The 16,437-nt window shown below is 66.6% G+C and carries 16 protein-coding genes; 12 read left to right on the forward strand and 4 right to left on the reverse strand.

Annotated elements, in window-relative coordinates; genetic code table 11:
* The first annotated feature begins 78 nt into the window (after positions 1–78).
* From ABIA73_RS00255 to ABIA73_RS00265, 3 genes are all read left to right on the forward strand, one after another.
* Positions 79–1,437, forward strand: a complete 1,359-nt coding sequence (locus ABIA73_RS00255; RefSeq protein WP_354275219.1) for an MFS transporter — start codon at positions 79–81, stop codon at positions 1,435–1,437.
* Complete coding sequence (locus tag ABIA73_RS00260; protein ID WP_312308110.1) at positions 1,437–1,823, forward strand: DUF4440 domain-containing protein; 387 nt, start codon at positions 1,437–1,439, stop codon at positions 1,821–1,823. Before ABIA73_RS00255 ends, ABIA73_RS00260 begins: the two co-directional genes overlap by 1 nt.
* A gap of 202 nt (positions 1,824–2,025) precedes the next feature.
* The gene (locus ABIA73_RS00265; protein WP_025878501.1) at positions 2,026–3,936 is read left to right on the forward strand and encodes a CocE/NonD family hydrolase; all 1,911 of its coding nucleotides are present in this window, start codon (positions 2,026–2,028) and stop codon (positions 3,934–3,936) included.
* A 620-nt stretch (positions 3,937–4,556) separates the two neighbouring features.
* On the opposite strand, the gene ABIA73_RS00270 is transcribed toward ABIA73_RS00265, so the two are convergent.
* Together ABIA73_RS00270 and ABIA73_RS00275 are read right to left on the reverse strand one after the other, a co-directional pair.
* Entirely contained in the window at positions 4,557–5,510 is a 954-nt protein-coding gene (locus ABIA73_RS00270) for a helix-turn-helix transcriptional regulator (protein ID WP_354275220.1), read from the reverse strand.
* A gap of 91 nt (positions 5,511–5,601) precedes the next feature.
* Positions 5,602–5,934, reverse strand: coding sequence for a hypothetical protein (locus ABIA73_RS00275; protein WP_025878503.1), 333 nt, complete (start codon positions 5,932–5,934; stop codon positions 5,602–5,604).
* Positions 5,935–6,060: 126 nt separating this feature from the next.
* Here ABIA73_RS00275 and ABIA73_RS00280 point away from each other — a divergent pair, with 126 nt between their 5' ends.
* The 7 genes from ABIA73_RS00280 to ABIA73_RS00310 all read left to right on the forward strand — a co-directional run bounded on the left by ABIA73_RS00280 (position 6,061) and on the right by ABIA73_RS00310 (position 13,842).
* The gene (locus ABIA73_RS00280; protein WP_263929268.1) at positions 6,061–6,819 is read left to right on the forward strand and encodes an SDR family NAD(P)-dependent oxidoreductase; all 759 of its coding nucleotides are present in this window, start codon (positions 6,061–6,063) and stop codon (positions 6,817–6,819) included.
* Between the two features lie 132 nt (positions 6,820–6,951).
* Positions 6,952–7,401 carry an MgtC/SapB family protein gene (locus ABIA73_RS00285; protein WP_032975262.1) on the forward strand — a complete coding sequence of 150 codons (450 nt, stop codon included), beginning with the start codon at positions 6,952–6,954 and terminating at the stop codon, positions 7,399–7,401.
* Between the two features lie 177 nt (positions 7,402–7,578).
* A complete protein-coding gene (lldP, locus tag ABIA73_RS00290) occupies positions 7,579–9,237 on the forward strand; it encodes an L-lactate permease (protein WP_025878506.1) in 1,659 nt (552 codons plus the stop codon).
* A 53-nt stretch (positions 9,238–9,290) separates the two neighbouring features.
* Positions 9,291–10,055, forward strand: coding sequence for a transcriptional regulator LldR (lldR, locus tag ABIA73_RS00295; protein ID WP_032975263.1), 765 nt, complete (start codon positions 9,291–9,293; stop codon positions 10,053–10,055).
* Positions 10,056–10,059: 4 nt separating this feature from the next.
* Complete coding sequence (gene lldD / locus ABIA73_RS00300; protein WP_354275221.1) at positions 10,060–11,199, forward strand: FMN-dependent L-lactate dehydrogenase LldD; 1,140 nt, start codon at positions 10,060–10,062, stop codon at positions 11,197–11,199.
* Positions 11,196–12,902 (forward strand): D-lactate dehydrogenase, encoded by a 1,707-nt coding sequence (gene dld, locus ABIA73_RS00305; protein ID WP_354275222.1) that lies wholly within the window; start codon positions 11,196–11,198, stop codon positions 12,900–12,902. Before lldD ends, dld begins: the two co-directional genes overlap by 4 nt.
* An 82-nt stretch (positions 12,903–12,984) precedes the next feature.
* Positions 12,985–13,842 carry a hypothetical protein gene (locus tag ABIA73_RS00310; protein ID WP_059064436.1) on the forward strand — a complete coding sequence of 286 codons (858 nt, stop codon included), beginning with the start codon at positions 12,985–12,987 and terminating at the stop codon, positions 13,840–13,842.
* Between the two features lie 49 nt (positions 13,843–13,891).
* Here the strand turns inward: ABIA73_RS00310 and ABIA73_RS00315 are convergent, their stop codons facing one another.
* Positions 13,892–14,185, reverse strand: a complete 294-nt coding sequence (locus ABIA73_RS00315) for a hypothetical protein (protein ID WP_354275223.1) — start codon at positions 14,183–14,185, stop codon at positions 13,892–13,894.
* A gap of 168 nt (positions 14,186–14,353) precedes the next feature.
* On the opposite strand from ABIA73_RS00315, the gene ABIA73_RS00320 reads away from it, so the two are divergent.
* Positions 14,354–15,016: a hypothetical protein gene (locus tag ABIA73_RS00320; protein ID WP_032975267.1), complete on the forward strand. Its 663-nt coding sequence runs from the start codon at positions 14,354–14,356 to the stop codon at positions 15,014–15,016.
* Between the two features lie 68 nt (positions 15,017–15,084).
* A complete protein-coding gene (locus ABIA73_RS00325; protein WP_223495375.1) occupies positions 15,085–15,858 on the forward strand; it encodes a CDP-diacylglycerol diphosphatase in 774 nt (257 codons plus the stop codon).
* On the opposite strand, the gene ABIA73_RS00330 is transcribed toward ABIA73_RS00325, so the two are convergent.
* Positions 15,855–16,364 (reverse strand): GNAT family N-acetyltransferase, encoded by a 510-nt coding sequence (locus tag ABIA73_RS00330; protein ID WP_317850540.1) that lies wholly within the window; start codon positions 16,362–16,364, stop codon positions 15,855–15,857. The two genes, ABIA73_RS00325 and ABIA73_RS00330, sit on opposite strands and share 4 nt — an antisense overlap.
* Between the last annotated feature and the right edge of the window lie 73 nt (positions 16,365–16,437).

The raw sequence follows: 16,437 nt of genomic DNA on the forward strand, positions 1-16,437 counted from the left end.
ACAGTGTTGCAGCTGCCGTCGTGTTTTTCCAACAACGCTGGTCCGCGATGCTGTCGCCTTCGCTGCCGGAGCCTGCTGATGCCTTCCCCACGCCTGCGCCATGAGGCGATCTTCCTGCTGCTGTTCGCCCTGGACCTGGTCAACATGTTCATCGCCACCGTGGCCTACCCGGCGCTGGCGGCCGAGCTGCATGCGGACATCGGCACCCTGGCCTGGGTGGGCACGGCTTACATGCTGGGTCTGAGCGTGGTGATTCCGCTGGCCCCGTGGCTGGCCGCGCGCTGCGGCGAGCGTCGCCTGCTGCTGGCTGCCTTGGTGCTGTTCGCAGTGGCTGCGGGCCTGGCCGGCGCCGCGCCGTCCATCGGCTGGCTGCTGGGCTGGCGGCTGCTGCAGGGGTTGGCTGGCGGGCTGCTGATTCCGGTGGCGCAGGCGGCGGCGTACCGGCAGTGCACGCCTGAGCAACGCGGTGCGCTGACCCGGCGCATCCTGCTGGTGGCGTTGCTGGTGCCGGCACTGGCGCCGGCTCTTGGCGGCCTGCTGGTGCAGTGGCTGTCCTGGCGCGGCGTGCTGTGGGCCAGCCTGCCGCTGGCGGTGCTGGCGATCGCCCTGGTGCTGGCGTGGATGCCGGCCGATGGCCTGCGCAGTGCGCCACGCCTGCAGGGCTATGCACTGGCCACCGCGATGTCTGCGCTGGGCGCGTTGCTGCTGGCATTGACCTGGCTGGGTGAGCCCGACCATCGCTTCGCCGGCGCAGGGTTGCTGCTGCTGGCAGCAGTGCTGGCCGCCGCCCACCTGCGTAATGCTCGCCGGCAGCCGCAGCCGCTGCTGCGCTGGTCGCTGCTGTCCCATCGAGGCCTGCGCATGGCGATGCTGGTCTATCTGGCGGTGCCGGGTGTGTTCATCGGCAGCCAGCTGGCCAGTACCCTGCAGCTGAACCACGCCGGTTACAGCGCCGCGCAGATCGGCGCCTTGATGTTGCCGTGGGCGCTGGCCTCGGCACTGGCAATCACCGGCAGCCGGCGATTGCTGGCGCGCTTCGGGCCGGGCGCGGTGCTGCGGCTGGGCATGGTCCTGCAGGCCAGCGGTCTGCTGCTGATGGCGCTGCAATCGCAGCCCCCCTTCGCGCTGGCCGCAACGCTGTTCGCCCTGATGGGCGCTGGCGGCAGCCTGTGCAGCAGCACCGCGCAGACGCTGGCGTTCCATGGTGTGGACGCCGAGGCGCTGGGCGATGCCAGTGCACTGTGGAACCTCAACCGCCAGCTCAGCTTCTGCCTGGGTACCGTCGCCATTGCTCTGCTGCTGGCCTTGGCCATGCAGTGGTGGCCGGCGCATGCCACCGGCGTGGCGTTGGGCCTGGCGGCCGTACTCACCCTGTTGCCGCTGGCGCTGCTGCGCCGGTCGCAGCTGCATTCCCTTTCCGCTCCGGAGACTGCTTGATGGACATGACCGCCGAACACGAAATCCACCTGCTGCACGACAAGCTGCAGGCCTGGTTCCGCGCAGAGGTCGCGGCCGATGCACTGGCTGATCTGATGGAACATTTCTGCGCGGACTTCAGCATGGTCGGCATCTCCGGTCGCAGGTTGGACCGCGCTGCCGTGCAGGCGCTGTTCGTGGGCGGACACGGCGCCCGGCCGGGACTGCGGATCGCCATCGAGGCCGTGCAGGCGGTGGAAGCGCCGTCGCCGCTGGCGGTGCTGCGTTATCGCGAGGGACATGCCGTGGGTGCGGGAGAAACCGCGTGGCGGGAATCGCTGGCAGTGCTGCGGCAGGAAGGAGGGCACTGGCGCTGGCTGGCCCTGCATGAAGTACCGGTGGCGTGATGGATCCGCCGGGCATGGCCCGGCGCTACCGTGGTTGGTCGTGAACGGGTAGCACTGGGCCATGCCCGGTGAGCGCAGCGGCAGCAGACCGCACATGTGCCATCAGTACTGCCTGTAAACGCCGCAGAATGCAAAGCAGGCACACGCTTTGCCGGGGGCTACGGGAGTAGGCTGGGGCCTTTCCTGCCGGGAGGTGATGTCCATGCGTGTGCGTGCCGTTGCTGTTGCCGTAGCCCTGAGCCTGTCCAGCGCCGTGCTGGCCGCCGACACGCCGCCGATGACCCCGGACATCAGCGGAAAACCCTTCGTCGCCCCCGATGTGGGCCGCGACTACGACAAGCGCGTGGTGATGGTGCCGATGCGTGATGGCACCAAGCTGTACACGGTGATCGTGGTGCCCAAGGGCGCCCACAATGCACCGATCCTGCTGACCCGCACACCGTACGACGCCGCCGGCCGTGCCAGCCGCAGCGATTCGCCGCGCATGCGCGATCTACTGCCGCAGGGCGATGAAGTGTTCGTCGATGGCGGCTACATCCGCGTGTTCCAGGACATCCGTGGCAAGTACGGCTCCGAAGGCGATTACGTGATGACGCGGCCGCTGCGTGGGCCACTGAACGGTACCAAGGTCGATCATTCCACCGACGCGTGGGACACCATCGATTGGCTGGTCAAGCATGTGCCGGAGACCAACGGCAAGGTCGGCATGCTCGGCTCGTCGTACGAAGGCTTCACCGTGGTGATGGCGCTGACCGATCCGCACCCTGCACTGAAGGTGGCCGCGCCGCAGAGCCCGATGGTCGATGGCTGGATGGGTGACGACTGGCTCAACTACGGCGCTTTCCGCCAGGTCAATTTCAACTACTTCGCGATGCAGACCGAGAAGCGTGGCAAGGGCACGCCGCTGCCGTCGCTGGGCTACGACGATTACAGCACTTTCCTGCGCATCGGCTCGGCCGGTGACTACGCCCGCTTTACCGGCGTGGACCAGCTGACCTGGTGGAAAAAGCTGGTACAGCACCCCGCTTACGATGCGTTCTGGCAGGGCCAGGCGCTGGATGCGGTGATGGCGAAGACGCCGCTGAAGGTGCCGACCATGTGGCTGCAGGGCCTGTGGGACCAGGAAGACATGTGGGGTGCCAACCACGCCTACCAGGCGATGGAAGGGCGCGACACCGGCAACACCCACAACTACCTGGTGATGGGCCCGTGGCGGCACAGCCAGGTGAACTATGACGGCAGCCAGCTTGGGGCGCTGAAATTCGATGGCGATACCGCGCTGCAGTTCCGCCGCGACGTGCTCAAGCCGTTCTTCGACCAGTATCTGGTGGATGGCGCGCCGAAGGCCGATACGCCACCAGTGCTGGTCTACAACACCGGTGAAAACCACTGGGACCGCCTGCAGGGCTGGCCGCGCAGCTGCGAGAAGGCGTGCGCGGCAAACAGCAAGCCGCTGTACCTGCGTGCCGGTGGCAAGCTGGCGTTCCAGGCGCCGGCGGCGGGCGAGGGAGACTTCGAGGAATACGTGTCTGATCCGTCCAAGCCGGTGCCGTTCGTGCCGCGTCCGGTGCGCTTTGGCGACCGCGACATGTGGACGACCTGGCTGGTCAAGGATCAGCGCTTCGTCGATGGCCGCCCCGACGTGCTGACCTTCATCACCGAGCCGTTGACCGCACCGCTGCGCATCGGAGGTACGCCGGTGGTGAACCTGCAGGCGTCCACCAGTGGCACCGACAGCGACTGGGTGGTGAAGCTGATCGACGTGTATCCCGACCAGGAAGCATCGACACCGGAGATGGGCGGCTATGAGCTGCCGGTGTCGCTGGCGATCTTCCGTGGCCGCTACCGCGAGAGCTTCAGCGACCCCAAGGCGCTGGCGGCCAACCAGGTGCTGCCGTACCGTTTCGACCTGCCCAATGCCAACCACACCTTCCAGAAGGGCCACCGGGTGATGGTGCAGGTGCAGTCCAGCCTGTTCCCGCTGTACGACCGCAACCCACAGACCTACGTGCCGAACATCTACCTGGCCAAGCCGGGTGACTACCAGAAGGCGACGCAGCGGGTATGGCACAGCGCCGCGCAGGCCAGTTACATCGAACTGCCGGTGTACTGAGACAGAGGGGATGACGCCGGGCACGGCCCGGCGCTACCCCGGTCGCGCGATGTCGGTAGCGCCGGGTGTGGTAGTGCCGGCCGCTGGCCGGCAACGCGATGGTGCGAAAGCGTGTCGACCAAGGTCGACACCTACCGGAACAGATCGCCTGAAGGACCGACGGGGTAGTGCCGGCCGCTGGCCGGCAACCCGGTGGCGCGAAAGCGTGTCGACCCAGGTCGACACCTACCGGAACAGATCGCCTGAAGGACCGAGGGGGTAGTGCCGGCCGCTGGCCGGCAACCCGGTGGCGCGAAAGCGTGTCGACCCAGGTCGACACCTACCGGAACAGATCGCCTGAAGGACTGATGGGGTAGTACCGGCCGCTGGCCGGCAACGTGGTGGTGCGAAAGCGTGACCACCAAGGTCGACACCTACCGGAACAGATCGCCTGCAGGACTGATGGGGTAGTGCCGGCCGCTGGCCGGCAACGCGGTGGTGCGAAAGCGTGTCGACCAAGGTCGACACCTACCGGAACAGATCGCCTGCAGGACGGACGGGGTAGTGCCGGCCGCTGGCCGGCAACGCGGTGGTGCGAAAGCGTGTCGACCAAGGTCGACACCTGCCCGGGCAGATGCGCTTCAACCAACCTTCGAAGGACCGGTGCGCCAGCGGCTGGGCACCAGCCCGAAGCGCTTGCGGAATGCGGCAGCGAAGTTGCTGGGATGCCGATAGCCGGTTTCCGCAGCCGCCTGTTCCACGCTCCAGCCGGATTCGCGAAGGCCCTGCTCGGCATGTCGCATGCGTTGCTCGTGCAGGTAGTCGAACACCGAGCAGCCATACGCCTGGACGAAGTGCCGGCGCAGTGCGCTGGGGCTCATGCAGGCCAGTTGGGCAAGTTCCAGCAGGCTGTGCGCATGGCCAGGGTCGTCGTGCAGGAACGTCCGTACGCGTTCCAGCCGCGCCCGCTGGCCACTGCGCAGCGCACGCGCACATTCGGCGTGCAGATCATCGGCCTGCAGGCCCGTGGACAGCAACTGCAGGGCAATGCCCTCGCGCCACAGCGCATCCAGGCCGTCCTGCCAGGGGCTGTCGAACAGCTGCGCGAGAGGCGGCAGCATCGCGTGCGGAATCGCCCAGTGCCTGCATTCCATGTGTGAACCCAATGCCCGCTGCAATTGCGGTTGCCGCAGCAGGTCCGGGTCCAGATCGGCTGGCACCATCAGGCTGATGCCACGCAGGCGCATATTGCCGGGATGGACGCCGACCATTGCCACATGGTCGCGGTGGCTGGTGGTCACTGCGGTGCCTGCGCGCAGGCTGAAGTCACTGCGGTTGGGAACCTGCACGTCGACCTGGCCCTGCAGCATCACGCGGATGACCAGGCCGGGCCGTTCGTGCGCTGTGGCGGTGTAGGCGATGCGGTTGTGCACATCCGATGCGAGCAGGCTCATGCCGCCGCGCAGGGTCTGTTCGTGCAGGTCGCCGTGACCGGCCCACTGTTCTTCGCGCAGGTGGCTTGGATCGGCACGGTAGTCATAGCCGTGTCGCTGGCCAAAACGGCGGTAATCGGCAAACGTGAAATATCGGGACATCGCTCGGCGCTCAACCATGGATGATGGGTGCCGGCGACGATGTGCCCGCACGTTCCATCGTGCACCTGCAGCGCGGATCGGTCCTGCGCTTTCAGAGTTGGAAATAGATTCCTGTCATTTTCTCCAATGCCAGCCCGAATGCGATATCCAACGGGTCAATCGATTGGCATTTACGGCCAAGTTGAAGATCGCGCAGCAATGCGCGTGCGTACTGTAACTGCTCGGGACGGGTGATCGATTCGTCTTCGTAGTGGTCAAAGAGCAGGCCGAACCGCGTATTGAGGGTAGTGAGGAAGCCGCTGTCGAACAGCAGATCGACCGTGGCATCGCTGAGCATCACTTCGTACAGATCGCCAGGCAGGCAGGAATCGGTATCCAGCCGCCGTTCGGCATCGGCAGAAAGTGGAACGCAGGCTGTACGCATGGGAGCTCAGGTGGCGGGCATGCGCAAGTATCACGCATGCAGCGCTTTCGTCACGAAGAAGGGCGTAGTGTCGGTGAGGTCGGACGGTTCTGTCCGCATCGATTTCCCAACAGATGGAGACCACAGATGATTGATTACCGACTCAACGGAAAAACCGCGATCGTCACCGGCGGTGTATCCGGTATCGGCCTGGCGGTAGCGGAAACGCTCGCTGCATCGGGGGCGCGCATTTCGGTGTGGGACCTGAAGCAGGATGCGGTGGATGCCACGGTGGCCACGCTGCGCAACCAAGGGGCCGAGGCCATCGGTGTCGCGTTGGATGTCACCGACGAGGCGGCGGTGGAAGAGGCGGTGCAGCGCACGGTGAAGGAACTGGGCGGCGTGCATGTCGCAGTGAATAACGCTGGCATCGGCGGGCCAGCGGCAAGCAGCGGCGACTATCCCATTGATGGCTGGAAGCGCGTGGTCGATGTGAACCTGACCAGCGTGTTCCTGTGCCAGCGGGCGCAGATCCAGGCGATGCGCACGGCGGGCAGCGGCGGCAGCATCATCAACATGGCCTCCATCCTGGGCCAGGTCGGGTATGCCGGTTCGACCGCCTACGCGGCGGCCAAGCACGGCGTGGTCGGCCTGACCCAGACGGCTGCATGGGAGCACGCTGCCGATGGCATCCGCATCAATGCGGTGGGCCCGGGCTTCATCAACACGCCGTTGCTGGAAAAGATGGACGCCAAAGTGCGTGCCACCCTGGAGGGCCGGCATGCACTCAAGCGTTTGGGAACGCCGCAGGAAGTGGCCGCGCTGGTCGCCTGGCTGGCCAGCGACGATGCCTCGTTCGCGACGGGTGCCTACTACGCCATCGACGGTGGTTATCTGGCGCAGTAGTGCCGACCGCTGCCCGGCAACTCCCGTTGCATGGAACAAGGCGGCATCGCCCGGTGAAGAGGGCGTGCCATCGCCTTCACCCCCGTCCCACGGCCGCCGGGCAACGCTCCGGGAAACTTCCGGAGCCTCCCCATGGAACTTACCCAGGACATGTCCATTCTGCTGCGTGTGGCCGCCGCCATGGTCTTTGGCGGCGTGCTGGGCGTTGAACGTGAGATGGGCAAGCACGCTGCCGGCCTGCGCACGCACATGCTGATTGCCGGTGCCGCTGCGCTGATCGTCGGCCTCGGTGATTCGGTGGCCGAACACTTCCAGCAGGAACGCTACCGCGATCTGCTGCAGGTCGACCCGGTGCGATTGATCGAAGCGGTGGTGGCCTGCGTGGGCTTCGTTGCCGCCGGCACCATCCTGCGCGGCAATCGCGAAGACCAGGTCAGCGGGCTCACCACCGCCAGTTCGCTGGTGATGGCCGCGGCCATCGGTATTGCCGTGGGCATCGGCAAGTACGTGATCGCGCTCGGTGTCAGCGTACTGTGCGTGCTGGTGCTGGCGTTGATACGGCGGGTGGAAAAGAAGTTGTAATCGCTAAATGGTACGACCAATAATTCCGCATAGCCCTATGGTCTAATAGGCTTTCGGCAGGATTGGAGGTTCAATTCGCGCCTGTTGTCCGATTGTTGGTCAATGTGGTACGACCAATATATGACGGGCACGACGCCCCCACCCGGTGGGGAACCCCCTGTTCCTGTCGAGAGCCCTATGCAGCCCTGGCAACACGTGTACGACCCCGCCGGCAACCTGTGGTTGTCGAGCCTGATCGCGCTGCTGCCGATCGCCTTCTTCTTCATCGCCCTGGCCGTGCTGCGCATGAAGGGCTGGATCGCCGGCACCATCACCGTGGCCATCGCCCTTGCCGTGGCGCTGCTGTTCTATCGCATGCCGGTGGCGCAGGCGCTGGGCGCGGCCGGCTTCGGCTTCGTCTATGGCCTGTGGCCGATCGCCTGGATCATCATCGGCGCGGTGTTCCTGTACAAGGTTTCGGTCAAGACCGGCCAGTTCGACATCATCCGTGCCTCGATCCTGTCGGTCACCGAGGACCAGCGATTGCAGATGCTGATGGTCGGCTTTGCCTTCGGTGCCTTCCTGGAAGGTGCAGCCGGGTTCGGTGCGCCGGTGGCGATCACCGCCGCGCTGCTGGTCGGGCTGGGCTTCAAGCCGCTGTATGCGGCCGGCCTGTGCCTGATCGTCAACACCGCGCCGGTGGCGTTCGGCGCGATGGGCATCCCGATCATCGTGGCGGGGCAGGTGACCGGCCTGGATGCCTTCGAGATCGGCCAGATGGCCGGCCGCCAGCTGCCGTTCCTGACTGTCATCGTGCTGTTCTGGATCATGGCGATCATGGACGGCTGGCGCGGCATCAAGGAAACCTGGCCGGCGGTGCTGGTGGCCGGCGGTTCGTTCGCCATCGCCCAGTACCTGACCTCCAACTTCATCGGCCCGGAACTGCCGGACATCACCGCCTCGCTGGCGTCGCTGGTCTGCCTGACCCTGTTCCTGCGCCGCTGGAAGCCGGTACGGATCTTCCGCTTCGATACCGAAACCAGTGCTGAGGCGGCCGCACAGGCAATGGAGGCGCCGCGCCACAGCGTCGGCCAGATTGCCAAGGCGTGGTCGCCGTTCCTGATCCTCACTGCGATGGTCACCGTGTGGAGCATCAAACCGTTCAAGTCGCTGTTCGCAGCCGGTGGCCCGCTTGAAGGCTGGGTACTGAAGATTCCGGTGCCGGGCCTGGACCAGATGGTGCAGAAGATGCCGCCGATCGTCGATGCGCCGCTGAGCTATGAGGCGGTGTACAAGTTCGACTGGTTCTCGGCCACGGGTACCTCGATCATCCTTGCCGCAATCATTGCGATCATCGCCCTGCGCATGCCGGCGCGCTCGGCGCTGCAGACCTTCGCTGAAACCGTGCGCGAACTGCGCATGCCGATCTTTTCGATCGGCATGGTGCTGGCGTTCGCCTTCATCGCCAACTATTCGGGGCTGTCGGCAACGCTGGCGCTGGCACTGGCGCACACCGGCAAGGCGTTCCCGTTCTTCTCGCCGTTCCTGGGCTGGCTGGGCGTGTTCCTGACCGGTTCGGATACCTCGTCCAATGCACTGTTCTCGGCGCTGCAGGCGACCACCGCCCAGCAGATCGGCGTGTCCGACGTGCTGCTGGTAGCGGCCAACACCACCGGCGGCGTCACCGGCAAGATGATCTCGCCGCAGTCCATTGCCATTGCCTGCGCGGCGGTGGGCCTGGCCGGCAAGGAGTCGGACCTGTTCCGCTTCACCGTCAAGCACAGCCTGATCTTCACCACGATGGTCGGCCTGATCACCTTGGCCCAGGCCTACTGGTTGACCTGGATGATTCCCTGAGCCATGCAGTACAGGCCGACCAACAGCGGCGTGCTTCGGGCCACAATGGCGCCATGAGCACACAACGGGTTTCGGACAAGGTGGCCGCGCAGCTGCGTGCGCTGGTGCAGGAACAGCAGTTGCAGCCGGGCGACAGGCTGCCGGCCGAGCGCACGCTGGCCGTTCAGCTGGGGGTCTCGCGCACCGCGCTGCGCGAGGCCATCGCGCAGTTGTCCAGCCATGGTCTGCTGACCGCGCGGGTAGGCGGTGGCACTTACGTGAGCGAGCCCGCCGCACGTGCGCGGCAGGCGCTGGATGAACCGCTGGTGCCGTACCTGCCGCTGTTCCAGGGGGACCCGGAATACCGCTTCGATGTGCTGGAAATCCGCCACGCGCTGGAAGGCGCCACGGCCTGGCACGCCGCGCTGCGCGCCACCGACGAGGACCGCGCGCGCATCGCCCAGGCGTTCCAGACCATGATGGATGCACATGGCAAGGACGACCCCGCCGGTGAGGCGCAGGCCGATGCGGCCTTCCACCTGTCCATCGCCGAGGCCTCGCACAACCTGGTATTGCTGCAGGTGATGCGCGGCCTGTTCGAACTGCTGCAGACCAATATCTCGCAGAGTCGCGAAAAGCTCTACACCTCGGCCAGGACCTTCTCGCCGCTGTCCGACCAGCATCGCGAAATGATGGATGCGGTGCTGGCCGGCGACCCCGAACGTGCGCGCGCCGCTGCGCATGCCCACCTCGAGTTCGTGCACACCACGCTGCGCACCCTCGATGACAACGAAGCCCGGCGTGCGCGGGCTTCGCGTCTACCTTCCCCACACGGTTGACCCCATGATCATCTCCGCCTCCACCGATTACCGTGCCGCAGCCGAACGCCGGCTGCCGCCGTTCCTGTTCCACTACATCGATGGTGGCGCGTATGCCGAGCACACGCTGAAGCGCAACGTATCCGATCTGTCCGACATCGCGCTGCGCCAGCGCGTCCTGCGCAACATGTCCGGCCTGAGCCTGGAAACCGAGCTGTTCGGCGAGAAGCTGGCGATGCCGGTGGCACTGGCACCGGTCGGCCTGACCGGCATGTATGCCCGTCGCGGCGAAGTGCAGGCCGCGCGTGCAGCCGACAGCCGCGGCATTCCGTTCACGCTTTCCACGGTGTCGGTGTGCCCGATCGAAGAAGTCGCCCCGGCGATCCAGCGCCCGATGTGGTTCCAGCTGTACGTGCTGCGCGATCGCGGTTTCATGCGCAATGCGCTGGAGCGCGCGCAGGCGGCCGGTGTAACCACCCTGGTATTCACTGTCGACATGCCGGTGCCGGGCGCGCGCTATCGCGACGCACACTCGGGCATGAGTGGTCCGAACGCTGCAATGCGCCGCATCGGCCAGGCCATCACCCATCCGCGCTGGGCGTGGGACGTGGGCTTGCGCGGACGCCCGCATGACCTCGGCAACATCTCCACCTACCGTGGCAACCCAACGGGCCTGGAGGACTACATCGGCTGGCTGGGCAGCAACTTCGATCCGTCCATTTCGTGGAAGGACCTGGAGTGGATCCGTGAGTTCTGGAAAGGCCCGATGGTGATCAAGGGCATCCTCGACCCGGACGATGCGCGTGATGCGGTCGCGTTCGGCGCCGATGGCATCGTGGTCTCCAACCATGGCGGCCGCCAGCTCGACGGCGTGCTGTCCACCGCACGGGCGTTGCCGGCCATCGCCGACGCCGTGCAGGGTGACCTGAAGATCCTCGCCGATTCCGGCATCCGCACCGGCCTGGACGTGGTGCGCATGCTGGCGCTGGGCGCCGACGCCGTGCTGCTGGGCCGCGCGTTCGTCTACGCTCTTGCCGCGCAGGGCGAGGCCGGCGTGGCCAACCTGCTGGACCTGATCGCCAAGGAAATGCGCGTGGCAATGACCCTGACCGGCGCGCATCGCATTGCCGATATCGGCCGTGATTCGCTGGTGCGCCTGCCATGAGTGATCGCGATACGGTGCTGGAACAGTTGCGTGCCGCGGTGGGGGACCGCCACGTACTGACCGGCGACAAGGCCACCCGTCGCTTCCGTCGCGGCTATCGCTTCGGTGACGGCCCGGTACTGGCGGTGGTGCGCCCGGGCACGCTGCTGCAACTGTGGAACGTGCTGCAGGCCGCGGTGCAGGGCGGGGCCGCGATCATCCTGCAGGCGGCCAATACCGGCCTGACCGGCGGTTCCACCCCGGACGGCGACGACTACGGCCGGCCGATCGTGCTGGTCAGCACCCTGCGCCTGACCGGCATCCAGCTGTTGAATGAAGGCCGCCAGGTGCTGTGCCTGCCCGGCGCGACGCTGGACCGGCTGGAGCAGACGCTGGCGCCACTGGGCCGCGAGCCGCACTCGGTGATCGGCTCGTCGTGCATCGGCGCCTCGGTGCTGGGCGGCATCTGCAACAACTCCGGTGGCGCGCTGGTGCGCCGCGGCCCGGCCTATACCGAACTGGCGCTGTATGCGCAGGTCGACGCGCGGGGTGAACTGCAACTGGTCAACCATCTGGGCATCGCGCTGGGCGACACGCCCGAGCAGATCCTGCAACGCCTGCAGAGCGGTGACTACAGCGCCGCCGATGTCAGCGACGGTGATGGCCGTGCCGCCTCCGATCCGCGTTATGCCGAGGAAGTGCGCAAGGTCGATGCCGATACCCCGGCACGCTTCAACGCCGACCCCAGCCGCCATTTCGAGGCGGCCGGATCTGCCGGCAAGCTGGCGGTGTTCGCCGTGCGCCTGGATACCTTCGAGAAGGAGGCCGCCGAGGTCTTCTATATCGGCAGCAACCGCACCGACAGCCTGACCGCGATCCGCCGCCAGCTGCTGACCGGCTTCGAGCGCCTGCCCATCGCCGGCGAGTACATCCACCGTGATGCGTATGACATCGGCGAGCGCTACGGCAAGGACAGTTTCCTGCTGATCGACAAGCTCGGTACCGCGCGCGTTCCGGCCGCATTCGCACTGAAGAGCCGGGTTGATGGCTGGTTCGAACGGCTGGGCCTGCGCGGTGTCACCGACCGCATGATGCAACTGCTGACCGGACTGCTGCCTTCGCACCTGCCCAAGCGCATGGGCGAGTTCCGCCAGCGTTACGAGCATCACCTGCTGCTGAAGGTGTCCGCACAGGATGCGGCTGCCACCGAGGCCTGGCTGCGCGGCTTCTTCAACGACCACGAAGGCGGCTACTTCCATTGCACGGCGGACGAAGGACGCAAGGCCTTCCTGCATCGTTTCGCGGTGGCCGGTGCGGCGGTGCGCTACCGCGAAGTGCATCGCGATCAGGTGCAGGACATCGTCGCGCTGGACATTGCGCTGCGCCGCGATGACGCCGACTGGTTCGAGCAGCTGCCGGCCGATATCGATGGGCGCCTGCTGCACAAGCTGTACTACGGCCATTTCCTGTGCCATGTGTTCCACCAGGACTACATCGCGCGCAAGGGTGAAGATCCGATGGCCATCGAGCATGCGATGTGGGCGTTGCTGGACCAGCGCGGCGCGGAATACCCGGCCGAGCACAACGTCGGCCACCTGTATCCGGCCAAGCCGGCGCTGGCCGGCTTCTACCGCACGCTGGACCCGAGCAATACCTTCAACCCGGGCATCGGCCAGACGTCGAAGGCGAGGGGCTGGGGCAGCTGCGACTGCGACGGGCATTGAGCCGCAACGTGGCGCCTGCGCTACCATCGGTCTCTCGCAAGGACGTGCCGGTGCGCACAGGATGATCATGGTTTCCACGCGCATGGCTTACGCGCTGCTGTCTGTACTGCTGCTGGCATCGTCGTTGCCTGCAGCGGCGGACGTTGCGCCCGTTCAACGGGACGCGGCAGGCAACCGGCTGGAGACGCTGCTGCTGCAGGGCGGGCAGGGACCGGACGGCCCGGAGCGCTACTGCACTGCTGATGGCCAGTGGTGCGTGCAGGCGCTGCCTTCAGCGGGCGAAGACCAGCCGGCCTCGCTGGAAGTTGCCGAGCGCGCGGATGCTGAAGGCGAGCCGCAGATGCGCTACGTGCCCATCGACGTGGTTGACGATGGCGACCTGCGGGTCTGGCCCTTCATCGTGCGCCTGGCGCCCGGCGCCGGGGCAGTCCAGGCCGTGGCCGATCCACAACAGGCCGCATTGCAGAACGTGCTCGTCGGCGGTCTGGTGGAGGCCCGTGCGATGTATTCCGGCGGCGGTGCCAGCGCATCGACCCTGCACCTGGCGCGCATCCGTCATCTTGACGATGGCATCCAGGTGGACGCCGACGTGCTGTCCGTTGCGTGGTCGGCCAACAAGATGATCCGGGCCTGTTTCAGCGAGCGCGATTTTGATCAGCGCGCCGGCGCCTGCCATGACGAGTACAGCTTCGATGCGGAACTTGCGCTGGCAGCCGAAGCGCAGGACATGCCCGTACTGCGCTACCAGACCGGGGCCACCAACTATCCGGCCGGGGTATCACCGCAGCGGGATTCGCTGGCCAAAGGGCGGTTGACGAAGAAGGACCTGCGCACCGAACAGGATGCGCAATGCAGCTACACGCGCACCTTCCGCTTCACGTCAGGGGCGTACCAGCCGGACCAGCCGCTGCCGGAGTGCTCGGCCTACACCGAGCCCTGAGCCATGGAGCCGGACGCATACCCGGCTCTGCGCAACGGCCGTGACGCGCTTACTCGCAGCGGGTGGCGGTGATGATGTTGTCCTTGTCCACGAACACGCGCAGGCGGTCCTGGCGGATGTCCTTGGTGGTGATGGTGGCCGGGCCGATGGGGTTGACCATGCCGGCGCCGCTTTCGCTGGACAGGCGGCGGATGTTCGGCTCGTTGGCCGGCTGGCCGATGGCCCAGCCCAGCTGGCTGGCATCGCAGCGGCCACTGCCCTTGACCTCCGGGCCGGGACTGCTGACACAGGCCGACAGCAACAAGGCCGAGGCGGGCAGCAACAGAGTCAGGCGGATGGTCATGCGGGCGCTCCTGCGCAGGGGATTGGCGGCACGATAGCACTGACCGCGCGAAACCCGGCAGCGTTCGGGTCATTGCCCGCGCGGCCGCCGCACTGCATAGTGGCCGGCGTTGCCGGCAACGTGCCGGCGGGCAGGCCGGGCCACTCCGGTGCAGGTGTTGGGTCCGGTATGAGGTCAGGCAGTTTCCGTGGCAGGCAGAACGCAGTGAAGGCGACGGCAGTGCTGTCGTTGCTCTGCATGGCAGTGGCAGCCATGGCTGCCGAACCGACGCCAGCGCCGGCGGCCGAAGCGCCGGTATTTGGTGGCTGGCGCAACCTGCAGACCGAAGCCGGTTACCAGCCGGCGCAGCGCAACCTGGCGTTCGCGATGCTGCCGCAGGCCGCAACCCGTGGTGATCGCTTCGCCATCCTCGACCGTGAAGGCAAGCGCACGGTGTGCTGCCTGCAGGTGGCCAGCGAGTCGCTGGGTGTTGCCGCGCTGCGCGAGCAGTACCACCTGCCGCAGGCCGGGGTGACCGATCTGAGCAACGGCCGCAGCCCGGCGCGCCCGTATCTGCCGCATGTCTATGCGATGCAGCGGGTGGATGAACTGGCCGATTATGGTTTCGCCGATGTTGCCGGTGCCTACAGCGACCTGGGCGGGCTGCTGCTGCCCGACGCTGCCGCGCTGGCTGCCGACGGCACCGAGGTGCGCGTGGGCGAGGGCCATTATCGCCTGCAGTTCCACCGCCAGCCGCTGGCCGATGATGACGGCGCACTGGACCGGTACACCCTGCAGGTGCTGCCTGCCGGCGACCCGGTCGTGGTTGAAGTGCCGTTCGGCACCTACTGATTGCCACATCCCACTGGCTAGAATGGCGCGCGGCGCTGCCTGCGCGCCTGATCCTGCGAGTTGTTGCCGTGCGATTTCTGTTGCTGCCCCTGCTGTTGCTGGCCGGTTGTGCCAGCGTGCCCCCTGCGCCGCCACCGGCCCACTCGGATGCGCTGTGGCGCCTGATCGAACGTGATTGCCAGGGCGCACAGTCGCCACGGGGCGATTGCCTGCAGGTGCGCCCGGCCGTTGATCACCGCGATGTGCTGGTCAAAGACGCGCACGGCCGCTATCAGTTCCTGCTGATGCCACTGGACAAGGTCAGTGGCATCGAAAGTCCCGCGTTGTACCGGCGCGGGGCACCCAATTACTTTGCTGCCGCCTGGCAGGCCCGCGCTCGTACCGAGCAGGCACTTGGCCAGCGGTTGCCGCGCAGCGTCGCCAGCCTGGCATTGAACTCGCCGCATGGACGTTCGCAGCACCAGCTGCACATCCACGTCGATTGCCTGCGCGCCGACGTGCTGCGGGCGCTGGAAGACAATCGCGCGGCCCTCGGCACGCAGTGGGCACCGCTGCCAGTACGGCTGCGCGGCCATCAATACCAGGCGCGGTTGCTGCCGGGCGAGGCGTTGACTGCCAATCCCCTCAACCTGCTGGCCTATGGCCTGAGCGGTGTGGACAGGGTTGGCCAATGGAGCCTGCTGGTGGCGGGACACGAGGACGTGCACGGCGCGCCGGGTTTCATCCTGCTGGCCACGCAGCTGGATCCCGGCAGCGACAACGATGCCAGCGCCGAGGAGCTGCAGGACCATGCCTGCAGCGTGTTGACCGGCGCGGATGCTTCGCTGGAGCGGGTGCGCTAGTTCTCTGCTGACTGCCGTTGCAGCCAGGCAGGGGCTGTCAGGGCGTAGAGCTGGCGGTCCTGCCAGCCTTCGACATCCAGGTGGTGGTCGCGCAGCAGGCCTTCGCGCTCGAAGCCGATCGCCTGCAGGGTAGCGACCAGCGCGCTGCCTGCATCGGGCGGCAGCAGCACGAACAGGCGACGGATCCCCACCTGTTCGAACAGGAACGTGCACAGCGCCTGCAACGAAGCGTGCAGCTGCCGCCGCTGGGGACAGCCTGCGGCATGCAGCCAACGCAGTTCAACGCTGCGTGCATGCGCGCAATGCAGGCGCAGGTTCAACTGGTCCAGCAACTCACCCGCTGCGTCGAAGCTGCCCAGCAGCAGCTGATCGTTGTCGTGTTGCAGCTGCGAACGCTGCACACCGCAGAGGAAATGGGCTTCGGCATCGAAATGGTCAGGCAGGTTGCTGCTGCGTTCGACCTGTCGATAGTGGTGACGCCAGGCGGAAAGGTCTGAACGCTGCAACGGCCGCAGCACCACAGGCCCGTGCTGGAGCAGCAGGAGGTGGCGGCGCAGCACCGGTCGCAGCGGTGGCAAG

The organism is Stenotrophomonas sp. 2694 (assembly GCF_040548715.1).
In the GTDB taxonomy this organism is placed as follows: domain Bacteria; phylum Pseudomonadota; class Gammaproteobacteria; order Xanthomonadales; family Xanthomonadaceae; genus Stenotrophomonas; species Stenotrophomonas indicatrix.

Bases quoted from the DNA above. Each gene is read 5' to 3' on its own strand.
- ABIA73_RS00310 (WP_059064436.1), top strand. From the start codon at position 12,985: ATGGCTTACGCGCTGCTGTCTGTACTGCTGCTGGCATCGTCGTTGCCT.
- ABIA73_RS00285 (WP_032975262.1), top strand. From the start codon at position 6,952: ATGGAACTTACCCAGGACATGTCCATTCTGCTGCGTGTGGCCGCCGCC.
- ABIA73_RS00280 (WP_263929268.1), top strand. From the start codon at position 6,061: ATGATTGATTACCGACTCAACGGAAAAACCGCGATCGTCACCGGCGGT.
- ABIA73_RS00260 (WP_312308110.1), top strand. From the start codon at position 1,437: ATGGACATGACCGCCGAACACGAAATCCACCTGCTGCACGACAAGCTG.
- lldD (WP_354275221.1), top strand. From the start codon at position 10,060: ATGATCATCTCCGCCTCCACCGATTACCGTGCCGCAGCCGAACGCCGG.
- lldP (WP_025878506.1), top strand. From the start codon at position 7,579: ATGCAGCCCTGGCAACACGTGTACGACCCCGCCGGCAACCTGTGGTTG.
- ABIA73_RS00270 (WP_354275220.1), bottom strand. From the start codon at position 5,510: ATGTCCCGATATTTCACGTTTGCCGATTACCGCCGTTTTGGCCAGCGA.
- ABIA73_RS00255 (WP_354275219.1), top strand. From the start codon at position 79: ATGCCTTCCCCACGCCTGCGCCATGAGGCGATCTTCCTGCTGCTGTTC.
- ABIA73_RS00320 (WP_032975267.1), top strand. From the start codon at position 14,354: ATGAGGTCAGGCAGTTTCCGTGGCAGGCAGAACGCAGTGAAGGCGACG.
- lldR (WP_032975263.1), top strand. From the start codon at position 9,291: ATGAGCACACAACGGGTTTCGGACAAGGTGGCCGCGCAGCTGCGTGCG.
- ABIA73_RS00315 (WP_354275223.1), bottom strand. From the start codon at position 14,185: ATGACCATCCGCCTGACTCTGTTGCTGCCCGCCTCGGCCTTGTTGCTG.
- dld (WP_354275222.1), top strand. From the start codon at position 11,196: ATGAGTGATCGCGATACGGTGCTGGAACAGTTGCGTGCCGCGGTGGGG.
- ABIA73_RS00265 (WP_025878501.1), top strand. From the start codon at position 2,026: ATGCGTGTGCGTGCCGTTGCTGTTGCCGTAGCCCTGAGCCTGTCCAGC.
- ABIA73_RS00275 (WP_025878503.1), bottom strand. From the start codon at position 5,934: ATGCGTACAGCCTGCGTTCCACTTTCTGCCGATGCCGAACGGCGGCTG.